Source organism: Marinovum sp. J2-8 (assembly GCF_055808435.1).
This window is the reverse complement of record NZ_JBVVRZ010000011.1, coordinates 1-17,544: the sequence shown is the minus strand read 5'-3', so window position 1 is coordinate 17,544 and position 17,544 is coordinate 1. Positions and strand designations below refer to the sequence as shown.

Annotated in this window: 18 protein-coding genes and 1 pseudogene; 18 read left to right on the top strand and 1 reads right to left on the bottom strand. The window is 62.8% G+C overall.

Going from position 1 to position 17,544, the window contains the following annotated elements:
• Positions 1–3 precede the first annotated feature (3 nt).
• Genes maiA (AC0L4F_RS21415) through AC0L4F_RS21385 form a run of 7 tightly spaced genes read left to right on the top strand, consistent with a single transcriptional unit; the run spans position 4 to position 5,608 of the window.
• The gene (maiA, locus tag AC0L4F_RS21415; RefSeq protein ID WP_244691401.1) at positions 4–657 is read left to right on the top strand and encodes a maleylacetoacetate isomerase; all 654 of its coding nucleotides are present in this window, start codon (positions 4–6) and stop codon (positions 655–657) included.
• A 1-nt stretch (position 658) separates the two neighbouring features.
• On the top strand, positions 659–1,447 hold the full coding sequence (locus AC0L4F_RS21410) for a 3-hydroxybutyrate dehydrogenase (RefSeq protein ID WP_244691400.1): 789 nt from the start codon (positions 659–661) through the stop codon (positions 1,445–1,447).
• 35 nt (positions 1,448–1,482) lie between these two features.
• Positions 1,483–1,686, top strand: coding sequence for a hypothetical protein (locus AC0L4F_RS21405; protein WP_244691399.1), 204 nt, complete (start codon positions 1,483–1,485; stop codon positions 1,684–1,686).
• A complete protein-coding gene (gene bfr / locus AC0L4F_RS21400) occupies positions 1,683–2,168 on the top strand; it encodes a bacterioferritin (protein WP_244691398.1) in 486 nt (161 codons plus the stop codon). The genes AC0L4F_RS21405 and bfr overlap by 4 nt, the downstream gene beginning before the upstream one ends.
• A complete protein-coding gene (gene maiA, locus AC0L4F_RS21395; protein WP_348524145.1) occupies positions 2,165–2,818 on the top strand; it encodes a maleylacetoacetate isomerase in 654 nt (217 codons plus the stop codon). Before bfr ends, maiA (AC0L4F_RS21395) begins: the two co-directional genes overlap by 4 nt.
• Positions 2,819–2,824: 6 nt before the next feature.
• Positions 2,825–4,750, top strand: coding sequence for an acyl CoA:acetate/3-ketoacid CoA transferase (locus tag AC0L4F_RS21390; RefSeq protein WP_244691397.1), 1,926 nt, complete (start codon positions 2,825–2,827; stop codon positions 4,748–4,750).
• A 9-nt stretch (positions 4,751–4,759) separates the two neighbouring features.
• Positions 4,760–5,608 carry an MBL fold metallo-hydrolase gene (locus AC0L4F_RS21385; RefSeq protein WP_244691396.1) on the top strand — a complete coding sequence of 283 codons (849 nt, stop codon included), beginning with the start codon at positions 4,760–4,762 and terminating at the stop codon, positions 5,606–5,608.
• Positions 5,609–5,634: 26 nt separating this feature from the next.
• On the opposite strand, the gene AC0L4F_RS21380 is transcribed toward AC0L4F_RS21385, so the two are convergent.
• Positions 5,635–6,102 (bottom strand): MarR family winged helix-turn-helix transcriptional regulator, encoded by a 468-nt coding sequence (locus AC0L4F_RS21380; RefSeq protein WP_244691395.1) that lies wholly within the window; start codon positions 6,100–6,102, stop codon positions 5,635–5,637.
• 139 nt (positions 6,103–6,241) lie between these two features.
• Between AC0L4F_RS21380 and AC0L4F_RS21375 the strand changes: the two are divergent.
• The 11 genes and pseudogenes from AC0L4F_RS21375 to AC0L4F_RS21325 all read left to right on the top strand — a co-directional run.
• Positions 6,242–7,644: pseudogene (locus AC0L4F_RS21375) on the top strand (sulfatase family protein).
• Between the two features lie 33 nt (positions 7,645–7,677).
• Positions 7,678–8,634: a tripartite tricarboxylate transporter substrate-binding protein gene (locus AC0L4F_RS21370; protein WP_244691392.1), complete on the top strand. Its 957-nt coding sequence runs from the start codon at positions 7,678–7,680 to the stop codon at positions 8,632–8,634.
• A 63-nt stretch (positions 8,635–8,697) separates the two neighbouring features.
• Positions 8,698–9,273, top strand: a complete 576-nt coding sequence (locus AC0L4F_RS21365; RefSeq protein ID WP_244691391.1) for a hypothetical protein — start codon at positions 8,698–8,700, stop codon at positions 9,271–9,273.
• Positions 9,273–10,877 (top strand): tripartite tricarboxylate transporter permease, encoded by a 1,605-nt coding sequence (locus tag AC0L4F_RS21360; RefSeq protein ID WP_244691390.1) that lies wholly within the window; start codon positions 9,273–9,275, stop codon positions 10,875–10,877. The genes AC0L4F_RS21365 and AC0L4F_RS21360 overlap by 1 nt, the downstream gene beginning before the upstream one ends.
• Positions 10,877–11,701, top strand: a complete 825-nt coding sequence (locus AC0L4F_RS21355) for a universal stress protein (RefSeq protein ID WP_244691389.1) — start codon at positions 10,877–10,879, stop codon at positions 11,699–11,701. The genes AC0L4F_RS21360 and AC0L4F_RS21355 overlap by 1 nt, the downstream gene beginning before the upstream one ends.
• A gap of 13 nt (positions 11,702–11,714) precedes the next feature.
• The gene (locus AC0L4F_RS21350) at positions 11,715–13,241 is read left to right on the top strand and encodes a sulfatase-like hydrolase/transferase (protein ID WP_244691388.1); all 1,527 of its coding nucleotides are present in this window, start codon (positions 11,715–11,717) and stop codon (positions 13,239–13,241) included.
• Entirely contained in the window at positions 13,238–14,665 is a 1,428-nt protein-coding gene (locus AC0L4F_RS21345) for an FAD-binding oxidoreductase (RefSeq protein ID WP_244691387.1), read from the top strand. Before AC0L4F_RS21350 ends, AC0L4F_RS21345 begins: the two co-directional genes overlap by 4 nt.
• Positions 14,666–15,451 carry an alpha-hydroxy acid oxidase gene (locus AC0L4F_RS21340; RefSeq protein ID WP_348524144.1) on the top strand — a complete coding sequence of 262 codons (786 nt, stop codon included), beginning with the start codon at positions 14,666–14,668 and terminating at the stop codon, positions 15,449–15,451.
• Complete coding sequence (locus AC0L4F_RS21335; protein ID WP_348524143.1) at positions 15,345–15,803, top strand: alpha-hydroxy acid oxidase; 459 nt, start codon at positions 15,345–15,347, stop codon at positions 15,801–15,803. The genes AC0L4F_RS21340 and AC0L4F_RS21335 overlap by 107 nt, the downstream gene beginning before the upstream one ends.
• The gene (locus AC0L4F_RS21330) at positions 15,796–16,743 is read left to right on the top strand and encodes a formylglycine-generating enzyme family protein (RefSeq protein WP_244691386.1); all 948 of its coding nucleotides are present in this window, start codon (positions 15,796–15,798) and stop codon (positions 16,741–16,743) included. The genes AC0L4F_RS21335 and AC0L4F_RS21330 overlap by 8 nt, the downstream gene beginning before the upstream one ends.
• Positions 16,744–16,752: 9 nt before the next feature.
• The coding region (locus AC0L4F_RS21325) for a sulfatase-like hydrolase/transferase (protein ID WP_244691385.1) at positions 16,753–17,544 on the top strand (792 nt) is incomplete at its 3' end.

The window sequence follows — 17,544 nt, the reverse complement described above, 5'->3', positions numbered from 1 at the left end:
CCTATGTGTTCAGCGTCGACACCTATCTTCCATGACAGCTGGCAATCTTCGGCTGCGTGGCGGGTGAGGGCGGGGCTTCGGCTCAAAGGCATCGACCACGCCACGCGGATGCATGAGATCATCGGCAAGCCGCATCGCACGCCGGCCTTCATGGCGCTGAACCCGCAGGGCACGGTGCCAGTGTTGGAAATCGACGGTCTGGTCATCCCGCAGTCGCTGGCGATCCTAGAATACATCGAGGAGACAAGGGACGGGCCGCGCCTCTTGCCGAAGGATGCCGCGACCCGGGCGCGGGTCCGGATGTTGTCGTTTATTATCGCGATGGAAACCCATGTGGTGACCAATATGGACGTCGCGCGCGATGCGTCTGGTGGCGGCGAGGTGAGCGAGTGGGTGCATCGCTATCTCCGGCGCGGGCTGGACGCCTTCGAGGCGCAAATTGATCATCCCGACACGGGTGACTTCTGCCACGGAGATACGCCGGGCATGGCCGATTGCTGCCTAGTGCCCCAGGCCTGCAACGCCGTGAGGGCCGGGATCGAACTGGCGGAATGGCCACGGATCGCCGCGATCCAGGAGCGCTGCCTCACCCATCCCGGCTTTTCCGAAACCCACCCAGATCGTGTGGCTCCGGCCGAAACCTCGAAAGGAAACTGACATGGCTCAACTGAAGGGCAAAACAGCGCTCGTGACCGGTTCGACCAGCGGGATCGGGCTTGCCATTGCCGAAGCCTTTGCCCGTGCCGGGGCGGACGTGGTGCTGAACGGCTTCGGAGATCCGGACCAGATCGAAAAGACACGCGCCGGGCTTGAAGCCAATCACGGTATCTCTGCCTCTTACAACGACGCCGACATGACCAAAGCGCAGGAGATCGCCGACATGGTGGCCGAGACGGAAACGCGGCATGGCGCGGTCGACATCGTCGTCAACAATGCGGGCATACAGCATGTCGCGCCGATCGATGAATTTCCGCTGGACAAGTGGGACGCGATCATCGCAATCAACATGTCCTCGGCCTTTCATACCACCCGCGCCGCACTACCGGGTATGAAATCGCGCGGATGGGGCCGGATCATCAACGTTGCCTCGGCCCATGGCCTTATCGCGTCGCCGTTCAAATCGGCCTATGTCACGGCGAAACATGGGGTGGTCGGTATGACCAAGACCGTGGCGCTGGAGGTTGCCCAGGCGGGTATCACCGCCAATGCGATCTGTCCCGGCTATGTGCGTACGCCGCTGGTCGAAGCCCAGATCCCGGACACGGCAAAGGCGCGCGGTATTTCGGAGGAAGAAGTTGTCCGCGACGTCATGCTGGCCGGGCAGCCCACCAAGAAATTCGTCGGGCTGCAGGAACTCGGCGCCTTGGCGGTCTTCCTCGCGTCGGACAACGCAGCGTCAATCTCCGGCGCGGCACTGCCCATCGACGGCGGGTGGACGGCGCAATGATCATTTGCCAATGCGCCGTCATCCGAGAAAGCGATTTGGAAAAAGCCATCCGGGCGCTTCTGGAAAAAAAACCGAAAGCTCAGGTGACCCAGAACCGGTTGTTCAAGGAATTGGGCGTCAGGCCAGATTGCACCGATTGCGCGCCGCTTCCGAACCACAAGATCACGCGCATTTCCAGTGAAGTCACTCTGAGCGGAATGCTGCGCGGCGGCGAAATTCCAAGGAGATTGAAGAAATGAAGGGCAACGAAAAAGTCATCGAATATCTCAACAGCGCGCTCAAGCACGAGCTGACGGCGGTCAACCAGTTCTGGCTGCATTACCGGTTGCTGGACGACTGGGGCTATCAGAAATTGGGCGCGACATGGCGCAAGGAATCCATCGAAGAAATGGTGCATGCCGATCATCTCATTGAACGCATAATCTTTCTTGAGGGCCACCCCAACCTGCAACACATGAACCCGCTGCGCATCGGCGAAAATGTCAGCGAGGTCTTCGAGGCCGACCTCAAGATCGAATACGAGGCCCGTGCGCTCTACAAGGAAGCCCGCGAAGCCTGTGACGAGTCGGGGGACTACGTGTCGATGCGGCTCTTCGAACGGCTGATGAGCGATGAAGAAGGGCATATCGACTTTATCGAGACGCAGATGGACCTCTACGACCAGATCGGTGCGCAGAACTACGGCGCGCTCAACGCCAAACCGACCGACGAGCTCGAATGATGTCGGGCCTTTCGGTCCTGTTCGATTACTGGCGGTCCTCGGCAAGCTACCGCGTGCGGATCGCGCTCAACCTGCTGGGCCGGGACTACGAGGCCCGGCAGGTGAACCTGCTGACCGGCGCGCATCGGGCGCCCAAGTATCGCGCGATCAATCCGCAGGGCATCCTGCCCGCGCTGGTGATCGACGGGCGGACACTGACCCAGTCGCTTGCGATCATCGAGTACCTGCACACAACGACCGAAGGATCGCCTCTGTTGCCCGTCGATCCGGTCGGGCAGCATCGCGTGCGCCAGCTGTCCTATGCCATCGCGATGGAAATCCACCCGATCTGCAATCTTGGCGTTGCCGCGCATGTCACCACGCTGACCGGGAGCGGCGACGCGGGCAAGACAGCCTGGATGCAGCATTTCATTGCCAAGGGACTGGCGGATTTCGAGGCGCTTCTGACGCAGGGCGAGACCGGCAGTTTCTGTGTCGGCGATGCGCCGACGATGGCCGACTGTTGCCTTGTCCCGCAGCTCTACAATGCCGACCGCTGGGGCGTGGATTATTCCGGGCATCCGCGTCTGAGCCGGGCCGCCGAGTCCGCACGCGCCTTGCCTGCATTCATCGCGGCCCACCCCGACCGTGTCGGACCCCCCAGGGAGTAGGGAGCCATGCCGAACAAAATCGTTTCCGCCGATGCCGCCGCAGCCCTTATCGAGGACGGATATACCGTCACCACATCGGGCTTCGTCGGAATCGGCGTGCCCGAGACCTTGCTCAAGGCGGTCGCGCGGCGGTTCGAGAGTACGAATTCCCCGCGCCACCTGACCCTGTTTTTTTCCGCGGGGCAGGGCGACGGCAGGGACAGGGAACTCAATCACCTTTCGGCAGACGGTCTGCTGAGCCGCGTGATCGGCGGGCACTGGGGGTTGATCCCCAAGGTCGGAAAGCTCGCGGCCGAAGGCCGGATCGAAGCCTATAACCTTCCGCAAGGAGTCATCAGCCAGATGTTCCGCGACATTGCGGCGGGCAAGCCCGGCACGCTGTCGAGGGTCGGGCTGGAAACATTCGTCGACCCGCGCAAGGGCGGCGGCAAACTGAACGATATCACGATCGGGGATGTCGTCCGGCTGATGGAGATCGACGGGGAGGAGTGCCTCTTCTATCCCGCGATCCCGATCGACGTGGCGCTCCTGCGGGGCACGACGGCGGATACGGCGGGCAACGTCACGATGGAAAACGAGGCGCTGACCATCGACAACCTCGCCCAGGCGATGGCGGCCAAGAACTCGGGCGGCATGGTGATCGTGCAGGTCGAGCAGGTCGTCGCCCGCGGCGCGCTCAACCCGCGCGACGTGGAAATCCCCGGCGCGCTGGTCGATGCCGTGGTGCTGGCCGAGCCCGGCGATCACATGCAGACCTTCCGGACGCCATTCTCTCCCGCCTTCACAGGTCGTTACCGTATGCCGGCCGAAGCGGCAGAGGCGATGCCGCTGGATGTTCGCAAGGTGATCGCCCGCCGCGCCGCCTTTGAGTTGCCGGTGAACGGGATCGTCAATCTGGGGATCGGAATGCCCGAGGGCGTGGCCGCCGTCGCGGCCGAAGAACGCCTGCTTGAGCACCTGACGCTGACCGCCGAGCCGGGCGTGATCGGCGGCCAGCCCGCCTCGGGACTGGATTTCGGTGCCGCGGTCAATACCGATGCGGTAATCGCCCAGAACCAGCAGTTCGATTTCTACGATGGCGGTGGCCTCGACATCGCAATACTGGGCATGGCAGAGGTCGATGCGCGCGGCTCCGTCAACGTGTCCAAATTCGGGCCGCGGCTGGCCGGCGCGGGCGGTTTCATCAATATCAGCCAGAACGCGCGCAAGGTGGTGTTTACCGGCTCCTTCACCTCCGTCGCGCTTGATCTGAGTGTCGAAAATGGCGCGCTGTCGATCCGGTCGGAAGGCAAGGTCGGCAAATTCGTCGAGCAGATCCAGCACGAGACCTTCAGCGGGCCCCGGTCCGCCCGTCTCGGCCAGCCGGTCCTGTTCGTGACGGAACGGGCGGTCTTTCGACTGGGCGAAAGCGGACTGGACCTGATCGAGGTCGCCCCCGGCGTCGATCTGGAGCGCGATATCCTCGGGCACATGGAGTTCGTGCCCGGGCTTGAGAACGTGATCGAAATGGACGGGCGGATATTTCGCGACGAGCCGATGGCGCTCGACGTGGACCTGCTGGCGCTCGATCTCGATGCGCGGATTGCCCTCGCCGCGGACCGGCAACAACTGTTCATCAACCTCGAAAAGCTGCGCATCCGCAACGCGGCCGACGTGGCGCGCATCATCGCGCGCGTCGAGGCGATCTGCGGACCGCTGGATCACAAGGTGGATGCCATCGTGAACTACGACGGCACCACGATCTATCCCGAGATCGAAGAGGACTACGTGTCCGCAGTGCAGCGGCTTGAGGACACGTTCTATCGCTCGACCACGCGGTATTCCGGATCGGCCTTCTTGCGCATGAAACTGGGCAAGTCGTTCGGGCGTTCGAAGAATGCGCATATCTTCGAATCGGCCGAGGATGCGCGCCGTTTTCTTGACCAGGCATAGGGGGCCGGGATGAAAGTCACCTTGCTGGGCACAGGCACCCCGGAACCCTACGCGCGGCGCGCGTCTTCCGGTTACCTGCTCGACATCGGCGACGAGACGCTGCAATTCGATTGCGGCGGCGGCAGTTTCGGTCGCCTTCTCGAAGCCGGGCGGCGCCCGACCGATCTGGACCGGCTGTTCCTCAGCCACCTGCATTCCGATCACATGCTGGATTACGCCCGGTTGGTGCACGCGATCTGGGATAAGGGCGGTGTCGATCTCCCGGTTTTCGGACCTGCGCCAATCAGAACCGTGTCAGACCGGTTGTTCGGCTCCGAGGGTGCGCTGTTTGCGGACTTGACCGCGCGGACGGAACACGCGCCCAGCAAGGAAATCTGGGTCGAACGTGGCGGCACGCTTCCAAGAGCATGGCCCGCGCCGGATATCACCGAGATCGCACCGGGCTTCGAGATGCCGGGCGACGGCTGGCACCTGCGTTCGGTCGAGGTGCCCCATGCGCAGCCCTTTCTGACCTGTATGGGCTTCCGGGTGGATACGCCGTACGCGTCCTTTGTCTATTCAGGGGACAGTGGACCCTGCGATGCGCTGACGACACTGGCCGAAGGCGCGGATGTCCTCGTTCACATGTGCTTCAATCTGAGTCAGGAGGCGCGCGGACCGGAGTGGGTCGCCGGCAGCTCGGGGCATCTGGAAATCGCGCGGACCGCAAGGGACGCAGGCATTAGGCGTGTCGTGCTGACCCACCTGAGACCGCACATGGATGCACCGGGCGTCCACCAGAGAATTGTCAGCGAAATGGCAGAGGTCTTTCCGGGAGACATCGTGATTGGCGAAGACCTGATGGTGCTGGAGTTATGATGCGCGCAGCCTGGACCTGTTTCCGATCAGGGAAGAACATGCTCGGTCATCAGGTTGATGGCTTCGGTGACCGCGGCCTTTCTCTCGGGTCCGAGAAGTTCGTCCAGTTTCTCGTTCCTCTCGACGAACGCGGGTTTGACTGCCTCGAGGAGCGCGCGACCGTCGGGCGAAATCGCAACCAGCTTCTTGCGCTTGCTGACAGCATCGTCCTCGAACTGCACAAGCCCCTGCTTTTCAAGCTCGGTCGCGCTACGGCTGACCTGCGCGCGATCGATGCCGCAAAAACGGCTGATATCAGAGATCGACGTGCTGCCGAGCGTGTTGATGACATTGAGGATCCGGTAGCCTGTCAAGTTGATCCCTGTTCCGTCCAGCATTGCTTGCGCCTGTTGATCCAGCAGTTTGCTGAGCACAGAGAGCCGAAAGGTCAATCTGGATTCAAGGGTTCGAACGCGCTCCAGCTGTTCTTCGAGTGTCTTGGCAGAAAGATGCATCGTTCATCCTTGTTGAGTATGCAACATTAACGTTGCGATATTTGTTTGAATATGCTATCACTCTGGCAGTTGAAGAAAAAGCATCAATATCGGGACTTGTGGAAAAGTGACGACTTCGCCGAAAAACGTCTTGTTTATCATGGCCGACGAGCATCAGGCCGGCACGTTGTCGATCCTGGGTCACAGCCACGTCAAAACGCCGAACCTTGATCAACTCGCGGCGCGAGGCTCGGTTTTCCGAAATGCCTACACCCCCAGTCCGATCTGCGTGCCGGCGCGCGCCGCGTTGGCGACCGGACGCTACCCGCATCAAAGCGGCTATTGGGACAACGCCTTGGCCTATGACGGAGCCATCCCCAGCTGGGGTCACGTTCTTCAGGCCGGTGGCGTATCCGTCACCAGCATTGGCAAGCTGCACTACCGTAACGCCGAGGACAGCACCGGGTTCGATCGCCAGATCCTGCCCATTCATATCCTGAACGGCATCGGTCAGGTCTGGGGGTCGGTGCGCAATCCGCTTCCCAAGCAGAACAAGGGCGGCGGCATGCTAGGCCAAATCGGGGCCGGATTGTCGAAGTACAACCAGTATGACATGGATGTTGCCGATGCGGCGGCGAAATGGCTGCAACAGCCTGCCCGCGCCAATTCCCCTGGGCCGCATTTGTCAGTTTTGTGGCACCGCATTTCCCGCTGACGGTACCGCAGAAATACCTGGACTTGTATCCGGCCGACGACATGCCGCTGCCCCCGGTGCGGCCCGGCGTCGATGGCTATGAAGCGCACCCCTGGGCGGCGCGGATGGGCGATATCGAGGACAGCGATACCGAGCTGGGAAGCGACCAGCGGCGCCGCGAAGCGATCGCGGCCTATTATGCCCTCTGCACCTTTGTCGACGACCAAATCGGCAAGGTTCTCAAAGCGCTCGACGCCTCGGGGCAGGCCGACGACACCCTGATCATCTACACCTCGGATCATGGCGAAAACCTCGGCATGCGCGGGCGGTGGGGGAAGTCCCTGCTCTATCGTGAATCGACGCAGGTCCCGATGATCCTGGCCGGGCCGGGCGTCGTCGCGGGCGGACAGGTTCACACGCCGGTGTCCTTAATGGATATCCCGCCGACCATCAGCCAAGCCTTTGGCCTGCCGGCGGATCCGGCTTGGTCGGGACGCTCGCTGACGGACATTGCCAGCGCGCCCGAAGATCCCCGGCGCTTGGTCTTTTCCGAGTACCACGCGGCCAATTCGCCGAGCGGCGGCTTCATGGTCGCGGATGCGCGCTGGAAATACCACGAATACGTCGGCTTCGCGCCCGAGCTTTTCGACCTGGAGAGCGATCCGCTTGAGCGGCGCAATCTGGCCGGAGATCCCGCCTATGCGGAGCAGGAGTACCGCATGCGCAGCGCCCTTCACGATATCTGCGATCCCGAAAGTGTCGATGCCCGGGCCAAGGCCGATCAGGACAAGCTCGTCGCACGCTTCGGCGGGCCGGAGAAAGCTTTCCACACCGGGCCGTCGGGTGCCACGCCTGTCCCCGGAACCTGAAAAAGATCGAACGCGAACAAGGAGGAGGAAACCATGAAATTCGCAACGTTCAAAAGTGCGGCTGCCGCGCTCACCATGATGACCGCAGCAACCGGTGCCCAGGCGCAGAATTGGGAACCACAAGGCCCGGTCAAGATGATGATCGCTTTTGCCGCCGGCGGTGGCGCCGACACACTCGGCCGCCTGCTGGCGGAAGAGATCGGCACACGCTACGGCTGGGAAATCATTCCGGAAAACGCCGCAGGCAAGGGCGGTCTGACCATGGCGGTGGCGCTGAAAGGCGAACCGGCCGACGGCCACTCGATTGGCGTGACCGTGTCGGAGGCCACGACCTACGCCATTCAAACAATGCCGAACCCGCCCTACCAGCTGGACGATTTCACCTATCTCTCGACCCTGGCGGGAACACAGATGGGCATAATCGCCAAGCCGTCGCGCGGCTGGGAAACGCTGGCGGACGTGATCGAGGCGGCCAAGGCTGGCGAGCAGATCACCGTTGGAGCGATGAGCCAGCGGCTGGCCGACGCCACCTATGTTCTGGGCAAGAACAACGGGGTCGAATTCACTACGGTCATGACCGGCGGTGGCAAGGCCAGCCTGAACGCAGTGGTGGCCGATGACGTCGATATAGCCTGGTCGGCCGGTGCCCAGACCGCGGCGGTCAAGGCGGGCGAGATCACCAACCTCGCCAGCGCCGAGGTCGAGCCGCTTCTGATGCAGCCCGACGCGCCGCAGGTGCAGGACTTCAACCTGCCCTACGATTTCGGTGTGAAATTCATCGTCGTTGCGCCCGCGGGCATCCCGGAAGAGGCGCGTGAAACTTGGCAGCACCACATTGCGGAAATCCTGAACGACCCGGAGAGCAAGCTGGCGCAATTCACCAACAGGGCCTTCGCCGGACCGGTCGTGGTGCAGGGCGCCGAGTTGGAGGCGCTCATGCAGGAAAGCTACGACGCCGCCACCGGGCTGCTCGACGCATCCGCCGAGTGATCCTGCCCCTATGGGCCGGTCTGCAGCGGGTCGGCCCATCCCCAACCACCGGGAGTATCCGCCATGCATTCTCGCAGGGTCGAAATCTGGCTTGCCATATTCTTTGCTGTCTTTGCCGCGCTGACCGCCTTTGTCTGGGCACCGCTCGACAGTGAAACCGCCGCGATCTATGAATTCCGCCGTCAGGTAAACATCGGTGACGCGATGTTGCCGATGGTGGCAGGTAGCGGCATCTTGCTGTTCTCGGTTGTTCACCTGATGCTCCAGTTGCGCCGCCTGCAGGATGAGGACGTCGATCCGCCGTTCGACCGTCTGACCCTGTTTTTCTACGCGTCTTTCGGCGGTTTGCTGGCGCTATCGCTGATCGTGATGTTCTGGGCAGGTCCGCTGGCGCTGGCGCTTTTTGGACCATCGGGCGACGACTCTGTGACCTACCGCCAGATGCGGTCGACCTTCCCCTGGAAATACATCGGTTTCGTGCTGGGCGGGTTCACCCTGGTCTTCGGGCTGACCTCGCTGATCGAAGGCCGGATCAGATGGGTGCGTGTCATCAGTTCGATCCTCGCCGTGCTAGGGCTCATCCTCATCTTTGACGTGCCCTTTGACACGATCCTCTTGCCGCCGAATGGAGATTTCTGATGTCCCCGCTTGAATATGTCTGGGCCGGAGTGATGGCTGTCATTGCCGGACCCGCCGCGTTCGAGATTTTCGGCGTCGGCATTCCGATCACCCTGCTGATGGTGTTCGGCGGGTTCCTTTTGGGGGTCGTGGGCGGGGCCACGCCCGGCCTAGCTGGTCCCTTCCTGATGGCGGTGTCGCTGCCGATCCTGCTGTCGATCTTTGGCTTCACGCCGGATGCGCTGCTGCCGGTTCTTGGGTTTCTCGTCGGCGTGATGAAAGGCGCGACGGTCGGCGGTTCGGTGCCCGCGATCCTGTTCAACACGCCCGGCACGCCGGATGCGATGATGACCACGCTCGACGGCTATCCGATGGCGCAGAAGGGCCAGGCCGGCAAGGCCCTCAGGACCGCGCATTTCGCCTCGGTCTCCGGAGATACTTTTTCTGATCTCGTGCTCTTCACCTGCGCTCCCTTCCTTGCGATCATCGTCGAAGCCTACCTGGGCTTCGGGGAAAAAGCGGCGCTCATAATTCTCTCCATGGCCTTCATTGCGGCCGTGGTCGGCGTGTCGCCGATGAAAGGAATGATCGCCGCCTTTCTGGGGCTGCTGGTCGCCTCAATCGGCACCGGCGAGGATTTCTATTCCCGCCTGTCACTGGGCACCGAGGTCTTGGCATCCGGCGTGCCGCTGATCGCCGCCGTCATGGGCGTGCTGATCCTCGGCGAAGTGCTGGTCGCTTTTGAAAACATGTGGCGCGAGCGGCGCTCGCAATCACAGATCAAGGAGGTGGCCCAGTCCGGTGACAACCACCTGAGCTGGAAAGAGCGCAAGGCATTGATGCCCTTCATCGGCATCTCGGCTCTCGTCGGCACGATCATCGGCGCCCTGCCGGGTATCGGTTCGACTCTGGCGGCGACGCTCGGCTATGCCACCGGCGAAAAGATGCACAAGGGTCCGGTAAAATTCGGCCAAGGCACGCCCGAAGGCATCGCCTCGACTGAGGCGGCCAATAGCGCGGTCTCCGGCTCCAACCTGATCCCGGTTCTCTCACTCGGCATCCCCGGCAATGTCGGCGCGGTCTTCATCATCCTTGCCGCTGAATCGATCGGCGGTTTCAATCCCGGGCCGACTGTCTTTCGGTTCACAACGTCAGAGGTGAACCCGGAACTGGTGATCGCCTTCGGTCTGTTCACCGCGATGATGCTTGCCAACATCTTCAACTGGGTGATCGGCGGGCGGATCATGGCAGCCTGTGGCATCATGTCGAAGATCCCTAACCAGGTGCTGCTGCCGATGGTGCTGCTGCTGACCCTGACGGCGATCTACGCCCAGGAAACCAGTTTCGTCGCCATCTATTTCGCCTTGGCCTTCGCCGTCCTCGGGTACCTCTTGCGGAAGCTGAGGATTCCGACGCTTCCCTTCGTGATTGCCTTCATCCTGGCGGGCAACCTCGAACATGCGTTTCGGCAGGCTTTCGCTGTCTCCGGGGGCGATCCATGGTTTCTGTTCAAGAGCCCGATGTCGCTGTTCTTCCTCGCGCTCTCCGTTGCCGTTGTCATCTTCTTCTCCCGCCCCAAGAAACCCGCGGCCAACAAAGCCGTCGAAGCAGAAAGGGATGCCTGATGGCTGTCAAGAACATCCTCGTTGCCGTCAACGAAAGTACCGGGTCCAAGAGCGCTGTCGAAGCGGCGCTGCTGATGCAGGCGAAATACGACGCGCATTTGACCGGCATGCTGGTGCACTATGGCCACCGAGACCGGTTCGCGGCTGAGAACTGGGTGCCGGACAATGTGCGCACGATCATGGACGATGGCATTCGCCAGAAGGAAGCGGTGGTGGAACAGGGCTTCCGTGCCTCCGTCGAGGGCCGGGTGCCGGCTGACAAGCTGCACTGGTTGGCGCTGAGCGGTGAGCCGGACGATACGCTCGCCAAGTATGTGGTGATGTACGACGTGGGGATCATGGGCCCGAACGCCCGCAAGTCGGATCCTGCAATCGATTTGCACCCAGAACGGGTGGCGCTGAAAAGCGGCCGTCCGATCCTCGTGGTGCCCTCGCCTTTTGACCCGGCCAGCTTGGACAAGCGCGCGGTCGTCGCCTTCGACGGGCGCAAGGCAGCCTCGCGGGTGATCCACGACGCCATGCTCTATCTCGAAACCAAGTCCCAGGTGGACATCGTCAGTTCCGGCGAGAAGATGTACAAGCCTGCCAACAGCATCGGCGCGACCGATCTGCTGGCGCGTCACGGCGTCAAGGCGGACAGGATCCGCCTGCCCGGCGGCAGCCGTCATTTCGGCGAAGAGCTTCTGGCCTATTGCGACAAGGTCGATGCCGGCGTGCTGTTCATGGGCGTCTATGAGCAGGGCATCTTTCGCGAAGAGCTTTTGGGCGGCGCCACCCGCCACGTGCTCGCGAATGCCAGAATTCCCGTCATGATTTCATACTGAGGAGGCGCGTCCCGTGACCCGGCCCAATTTCCTGATCATCAGTGCCGACCAGCATCGCGGCGATTGTCTTGGCATCGAAGGCCGCAAGGTCCGCACGCCCAACCTGGACCGCATGGCGCGGGACGGCACTCGCTTTACCGCTGCAATCTGCCCCGCTCCTGTCTGCCAGCCGGCGCGCGCCTCGATCCTGACGGGCCAGCTGTGCCGGACGCATGGCGTGCATGATAATGGCATCGACCTTGACGAGGAGACGGGCGAAAAAGGCTTTGCCGGAACCCTGGCCCGCGCGGGATACGACACAGGTTATTTCGGCAAGGCGCACTTTTCGAGCTACGACGCGCGCGAACCCACCGGGCGGCCCGAAGCGATCCTGTCTTCGGCCGATTTCGGGCCGGACTGGTTCGGCCCCTACATGGGATTCGGGCATGTGGAGCTCATGCTCTCGGGCCCGTCGAACCATCCGCCGCTGGCACCGCCTCGGGGGCTCCACTACGAGCATTTCTTCCATGCCGACGGCCATGGGCCCGAGAAAGCGCAGCTTTATCACGAGGGCCGTGGCGATACCAAGGGTGCTGCCCAGACCTGGCATTCGCAATTGCCGACAAACTGGCATTACACGCCCTGGACGGCGGACCGCGCGATGGAATGGCTGCGGCATGGGCGTGACGCTGACAAACCATTCTGTGCCTGGGTCAGTTTTGTCGATCCGCATCATCCCTTCGACTGCCCCGAACCCTGGTCACGCCTGCACGACCCGGCCGAGGTTGACCTGCCGGAACATCGGACGCGCGACCTCGACAAACGTCCGTGGTGGCACCGCGCCGCTGTCGAGAACACGCCGAAGGGCGATGCTGCCGAGGTTGCCGTGCGCTCGAACTATTCCCGGATCGAACCGCAGACCGACGATCAGCTGCGCGAGATCATCGCCAATACCTATGGCCAGATCGCATTTATCGACGAACAGGTGGGCCGCATCCTGACCCTGCTGGAAGAGACCGGTCTGGCCGAAAACACCATCGTCATCTACACCTCGGATCACGGTGACTGGCTGGGCGACCACGGGCATATTCTGAAAGGACCGATGCCCTACGAGGGGCTGTTGCGCGTGCCATTGCTGGCCAAGGGCCCTGGTGTTCGGGCCGGGGCGGTAGTGGCCGAACCGGTCTCGACGCTCGACATCGCCGCCACGCTCTATGACTATTCCGGTGTCGCGCCCGGGCTTGAACAGCACGGCCAGTCCCTGCGCCCGCAATTTGAGGGCGATGCGGCACGCGACTTCGCGATGATGGAATGGGAACTATTGCCCAACCGCGTCGGAGTTGCTCTGTCGCTGCGCACGGTTCGCACACGTGACGCCAAGCTGACGATGGACCTGCGGTCCGGCGCGGGCGAGATGTACGACCTGGCCACCGACCCCGACGAAATGTCGAACCTGTTCGACGATCCCGATCACGCGGACATGCAGGCTGCATTGACGGCATATCTGCAATCACGTCCAAACGATATCGGACCCAACAGAACGCCAGTGGGGCCAGGATGACAGACCTGACAAAGCAGCTTTCCGACATCGTCGGCGCGGCACATGTGCTGACCGGATCAGACGCGGCAGGATACCTGACCGACTGGACAGGGCAATGGACCGGCGCGGCGCGTGCGGTGGTCAGACCAGGCAGCACCGCAGAGGTGGCGGCCGTAGTCAATCTGGCGGGCGCGCAAGGTGTGCCGGTGACCGTGCAGGGTGGCAACACCTCGGTCGCGGGCGGCAGCGTGCCGGGACAGGAGGAAGGCGGTCTGCTGCTCTCGCTAGCCCGGATGAACCGGGTCCGGTCAATCGACGCGCGGGCCCGCACCGTGACCGTCGATGCCGGTGCCATCATTCAAAGCGTGCAGGACGCGGTGGCGCCCGAGGGGCTCGACTATCCGCTGATGTTCGGCGCTCGCGGGTCGGCCACCGTCGGCGGCGCATTGGCCACCAATGCGGGCGGCTCCAACGTTCTTCGCTATGGAAACGCTAGGGATCTCTGTCTCGGGGTTGAGGCGGTGCTGCCCAACGGCGAGGTCGTTCATGGCCTGACCGGGCTGCGCAAGGACAATACCGGCTATGACCTGAAGAACCTGCTGATCGGTTCGGAAGGCACCCTTGGTATCATCACCGCAGCCGTACTGAAACTGGTGCCGACACCCAAGGTGCGCTCCACTGCCTTTCTGGCGGTGCCCGACCTGAAGGCGGCGCTGGATGTTCTCAACGCGCTACAGGATGCGTCGGGCGGGCTGGTGGAGGCCTTCGAATGGCTCCCGGCTGAAACAATACGCACCATCCTGCGCCACAACAGCGCCCTGCGCGCGCCGCTTGACGTTCTGCCCGAACATGGGGTCCTGGTCGAACTGGCCTCGACGCGGCGCTCGGACGCCGGGGCCGACGATACCGGCACCGTCAGGCTGGACGCGCTGATGCTGGAGACAGTGGAAGGGCTGATGGAGGATGAACTTGTGACTGACGGGTTCTTTGCTACCTCCGAACAACAGCGTATCGACCTGTGGTCGCTTCGCGAGGCGGTGCTGGAAACCATTCAGGCCGAGGGACCCTTCCTGTCGCTCGATGCTTCACTGCCGCTGGCGCGGGTTGCCGAGTTCATCGACCGCGTTGCTCCGCTGGCCGATACGGCCAATCTGCGTCCGCTTCTGGTCGCGCATCTCGGAGACGGTAACGTCCACTACGCGGTGGTCGCCGCCCAGGGGTGCGACTGGGACGCGCTGGACAGCAAGGGGTTCGGGATGCGGGTAGGCGACATTCTGGCCGAGATGGGCGGCTCTTTCAGCGCGGAACACGGGATCGGGCGAACCAAAGTCGCAACGCTGGCAGCGCGGAAAGACTCCGCCCAACTCGGCCTCATGCACGGCATCAGACAGGTCTTTGATCCACTCGGCTTGCTTAACCCCGGTGTGATGCTGGAGGCAGGCTAAATGCCAACGTCCGAGGCAAAATACCCCGCCCTAGGCTACCTGATTCCGCGCGCGCGGCGGCGGGTGCCGTTCTTTGCATGGGAATACCTTGCCAGCGGCACCGGCGCGGAACGGCTGGTCGGCGAGAACCGCGCAGCGCTGGACCGGGTCCTGCTGCCGCCCAAAGTGGCGCAAGGCCGCTATCAGCCCGACACCAGCACCAGCCTTTTCGGCAAGCACTACAGCGTTCCGTTCGGCGCCGCCCCGGTTGGGATGTCGGGCCTCATCTGGCCGGGCGCCGAACTCATCCTGGCCCGCGCGGCGCGGGAGAACGGCTTTCCCTATACGCTCAGCATGGTTGCCAACGAGACGCCCGAAGCGGTGGCGGAGGCCGGTGGCGAGAATGCGTGGTTCCAACTCTATCCCTTGAAAGAGCCCGAGATCGAGGACGATCTTCTGGCCCGTGCCGCCTCTGCCGGTATCCGGACCCTGGTGGTCACGCTGGACGTCCCGGTCGGAAGCCGCCGCGAACGCCAGCTGGCGGCGGGCCTGACAGTGCCTCCGAAAGTCACGCCGCTGACCTTGTGGCGGGTCGCGCAGCGGCCCGTCTGGGCCCTGAAGAACTCTGCGGCATGGTCAACCAAGGTTCCGGACGCTGGAAGAATATTTCCCCGCTTCCGCCATGGCCGACAGCGCCAAGATGGTGGGCACGATCGTCGATGGGCGGCCCGACTGGAACACCGTTTCCCGGCTGCGGCAGCAATGGCAAGGCAACCTGGTGGTCAAAGGGCTACTGAGGCCGGATGAAGCCGAAAAGGCCATTGATTGTGGTGCGGATGGCGTGGTCGTTTCCAACCACGGAGGTCGGCAGTTCGACGCCGCGCAAGCCGCGATCGACGCGCTGCCGGTGGTGGCAGAGAAAGTGGCCGGGCGGGCGCCTGTTCTGTTTGACAGCGGCGTTCTTTGGGGGCTGGACATACTGCGGGCGCTTTCGCGCGGGGCGGATTTCTGCCTGCTAGGCCGGGGCTTCCTCTATGCAGTCGCAGCGCTTGGCGACAAGGGCGGCAACCATGCCTATTCTGTCCTGAAGCAGGACCTTGAAAACAACATGATACAGATGGGCGCCAGGACGCTCCGGGACGTGAAGAGAGATGAGTGACAGCCTGACGACCGGCAAGGGCTGCTGTGGTCCATCGCGCGAAACGTCTGCACCTCCCGCCGCGCGGTCGGCGGGCCGCGCCGCCGAAAGACGGCTGGCCGACCATGCCGTGGCTATTCCGGGCGGCACGGCGCTTGTCGGCACCAGTGCACCGCAGATCCCGGGTGACGGCGAAAGCCCCCTGCGTCGGGTCCGGGTGCAAGACTTCGCGATGGGGGCGACGGCCGTCACCAATGCCGAATTCGCCGATTTCGTCGCGGCGACCGGATATGTCACCGAGGCCGAAAGGTTCGGCTGGTCCTTCGTGTTCTGGGCGCAGGTGCCCGAGAGCTATGGCCCCACTGAAGGTGTGGTCGCGGTCGAATGGTGGCGGCGCGTCGAGGGGGCAATCTGGTCCGCGCCGAACGGCCCCGGCACCGAAGACGTCTGCCACCCCGACCATCCTGTCGTACATGTTTCGTGGAACGATGCCCGGGCCTATTGCAACTGGGTCGGCGGCCGGCTGCCAACCGAGGCGGAATGGGAGCATGCCGCACGCGGTGGGCTGGGTGACGTGCCCTTCCCTTGGGGAGACGCCGCGCCAAACGACCACGACTTCATGCCCTGCAATATCTGGCAGGGACGATTTCCCGAGTTGAATACAGCGCGTGATGGTTACGTAACGACGGCGCCTGCGCAGTCCTTCCAGCCGAACGGCTACGGTCTCTACAATATGGTCGGAAATGTCTGGGAGTGGACTTCGAATAGCTATCGTATCAGGTCGCTGAAGAAGACTGTCAAGAAGCGCCTGAGCGAAATGAAAGGCTACAAGCTGTCCAAGGGCGGCTCGTTCTTGTGCCATCGCAGTTATTGCTATCGCTACCGCATCGCTGCTCGTTCCGGCACCTCGCCGGACAGCGCAACGACCCACCACGGCTTTCGTGTCGTCTGGGACAGGTGAGGAACCAACATGGCCAAGAACGTCCTTTTCATCATGTGCGACCAGTTGCGCTTCGACTATCTCGGCTGCGCCGGTCACCCGTTCCTGAAAACACCCAATATCGACGCGCTTGCCGCGCGCGGGGTCCGGTTCGACAAGGCCTATGTCCAGTCGCCGATCTGCGGCCCATCACGCATGTCGACCTACACCGGGCGCTATGTCCGCTCACACGGTGCGACCTGGAACAATTTTCCCCTGCGGGTTGGGGAGATGACGCTGGGTGATCACCTCGAACCACTTGGTGTGCGTACGGCGCTCTGCGGCAAGACCCACATGACAGCCGACATAGACGGCATGAAGCGCCTTGGGATCGACCCGAAATCGGAAAAGGGCCGCCGCATCGCCGAATGCGGCTTCGAAGTCTGGGACCGGCTGGACGGTCTGCACCCGACAGGTGGTAAGGTCCCGAGCCATTACAACGACTACCTCCGCGCCAAGGGGTATAACGTGGAAAACCCGTGGGAGGATGCGGCCAACTCTGCCGAGGACGCAGAGGGCAATATCCTGTCCGGCTGGCTTTACGAAAATGCCGACAAACCCGCGCGCGTGGCCGAGGAGCATTCGGAAACGCCCTATTCCACTACGCGGGCAATGCAATTTATCGAGGACGCGGGCGATCAGCCCTGGTGTCTGCATCTGAGTTATATCAAGCCGCACTGGCCCTATATCGTGCCCGCGCCGTATCACGACATGTACGGGCCCGAACACGTCCTTCCCGCAGTCCGTTCCGAAGCGGAACGGGAGGATGCACACCCGGTCCTG

Excerpts from the sequence above, each read along its gene's own strand:
- maiA (WP_244691401.1), top strand. The coding sequence starts at position 4 with ATGTGTTCAGCGTCGACACCTATCTTCCATGACAGCTGGCAATCTTCG.
- AC0L4F_RS21410 (WP_244691400.1), top strand. The coding sequence starts at position 659 with ATGGCTCAACTGAAGGGCAAAACAGCGCTCGTGACCGGTTCGACCAGC.
- bfr (WP_244691398.1), top strand. The coding sequence starts at position 1,683 with ATGAAGGGCAACGAAAAAGTCATCGAATATCTCAACAGCGCGCTCAAG.
- maiA (WP_348524145.1), top strand. The coding sequence starts at position 2,165 with ATGATGTCGGGCCTTTCGGTCCTGTTCGATTACTGGCGGTCCTCGGCA.
- AC0L4F_RS21390 (WP_244691397.1), top strand. The coding sequence starts at position 2,825 with ATGCCGAACAAAATCGTTTCCGCCGATGCCGCCGCAGCCCTTATCGAG.
- AC0L4F_RS21385 (WP_244691396.1), top strand. The coding sequence starts at position 4,760 with ATGAAAGTCACCTTGCTGGGCACAGGCACCCCGGAACCCTACGCGCGG.
- AC0L4F_RS21380 (WP_244691395.1), bottom strand. The coding sequence starts at position 6,102 with ATGCATCTTTCTGCCAAGACACTCGAAGAACAGCTGGAGCGCGTTCGA.
- AC0L4F_RS21370 (WP_244691392.1), top strand. The coding sequence starts at position 7,678 with ATGAAATTCGCAACGTTCAAAAGTGCGGCTGCCGCGCTCACCATGATG.
- AC0L4F_RS21365 (WP_244691391.1), top strand. The coding sequence starts at position 8,698 with ATGCATTCTCGCAGGGTCGAAATCTGGCTTGCCATATTCTTTGCTGTC.
- AC0L4F_RS21360 (WP_244691390.1), top strand. The coding sequence starts at position 9,273 with ATGTCCCCGCTTGAATATGTCTGGGCCGGAGTGATGGCTGTCATTGCC.
- AC0L4F_RS21355 (WP_244691389.1), top strand. The coding sequence starts at position 10,877 with ATGGCTGTCAAGAACATCCTCGTTGCCGTCAACGAAAGTACCGGGTCC.
- AC0L4F_RS21345 (WP_244691387.1), top strand. The coding sequence starts at position 13,238 with ATGACAGACCTGACAAAGCAGCTTTCCGACATCGTCGGCGCGGCACAT.
- AC0L4F_RS21340 (WP_348524144.1), top strand. The coding sequence starts at position 14,666 with ATGCCAACGTCCGAGGCAAAATACCCCGCCCTAGGCTACCTGATTCCG.
- AC0L4F_RS21335 (WP_348524143.1), top strand. The coding sequence starts at position 15,345 with ATGGTGGGCACGATCGTCGATGGGCGGCCCGACTGGAACACCGTTTCC.
- AC0L4F_RS21330 (WP_244691386.1), top strand. The coding sequence starts at position 15,796 with ATGAGTGACAGCCTGACGACCGGCAAGGGCTGCTGTGGTCCATCGCGC.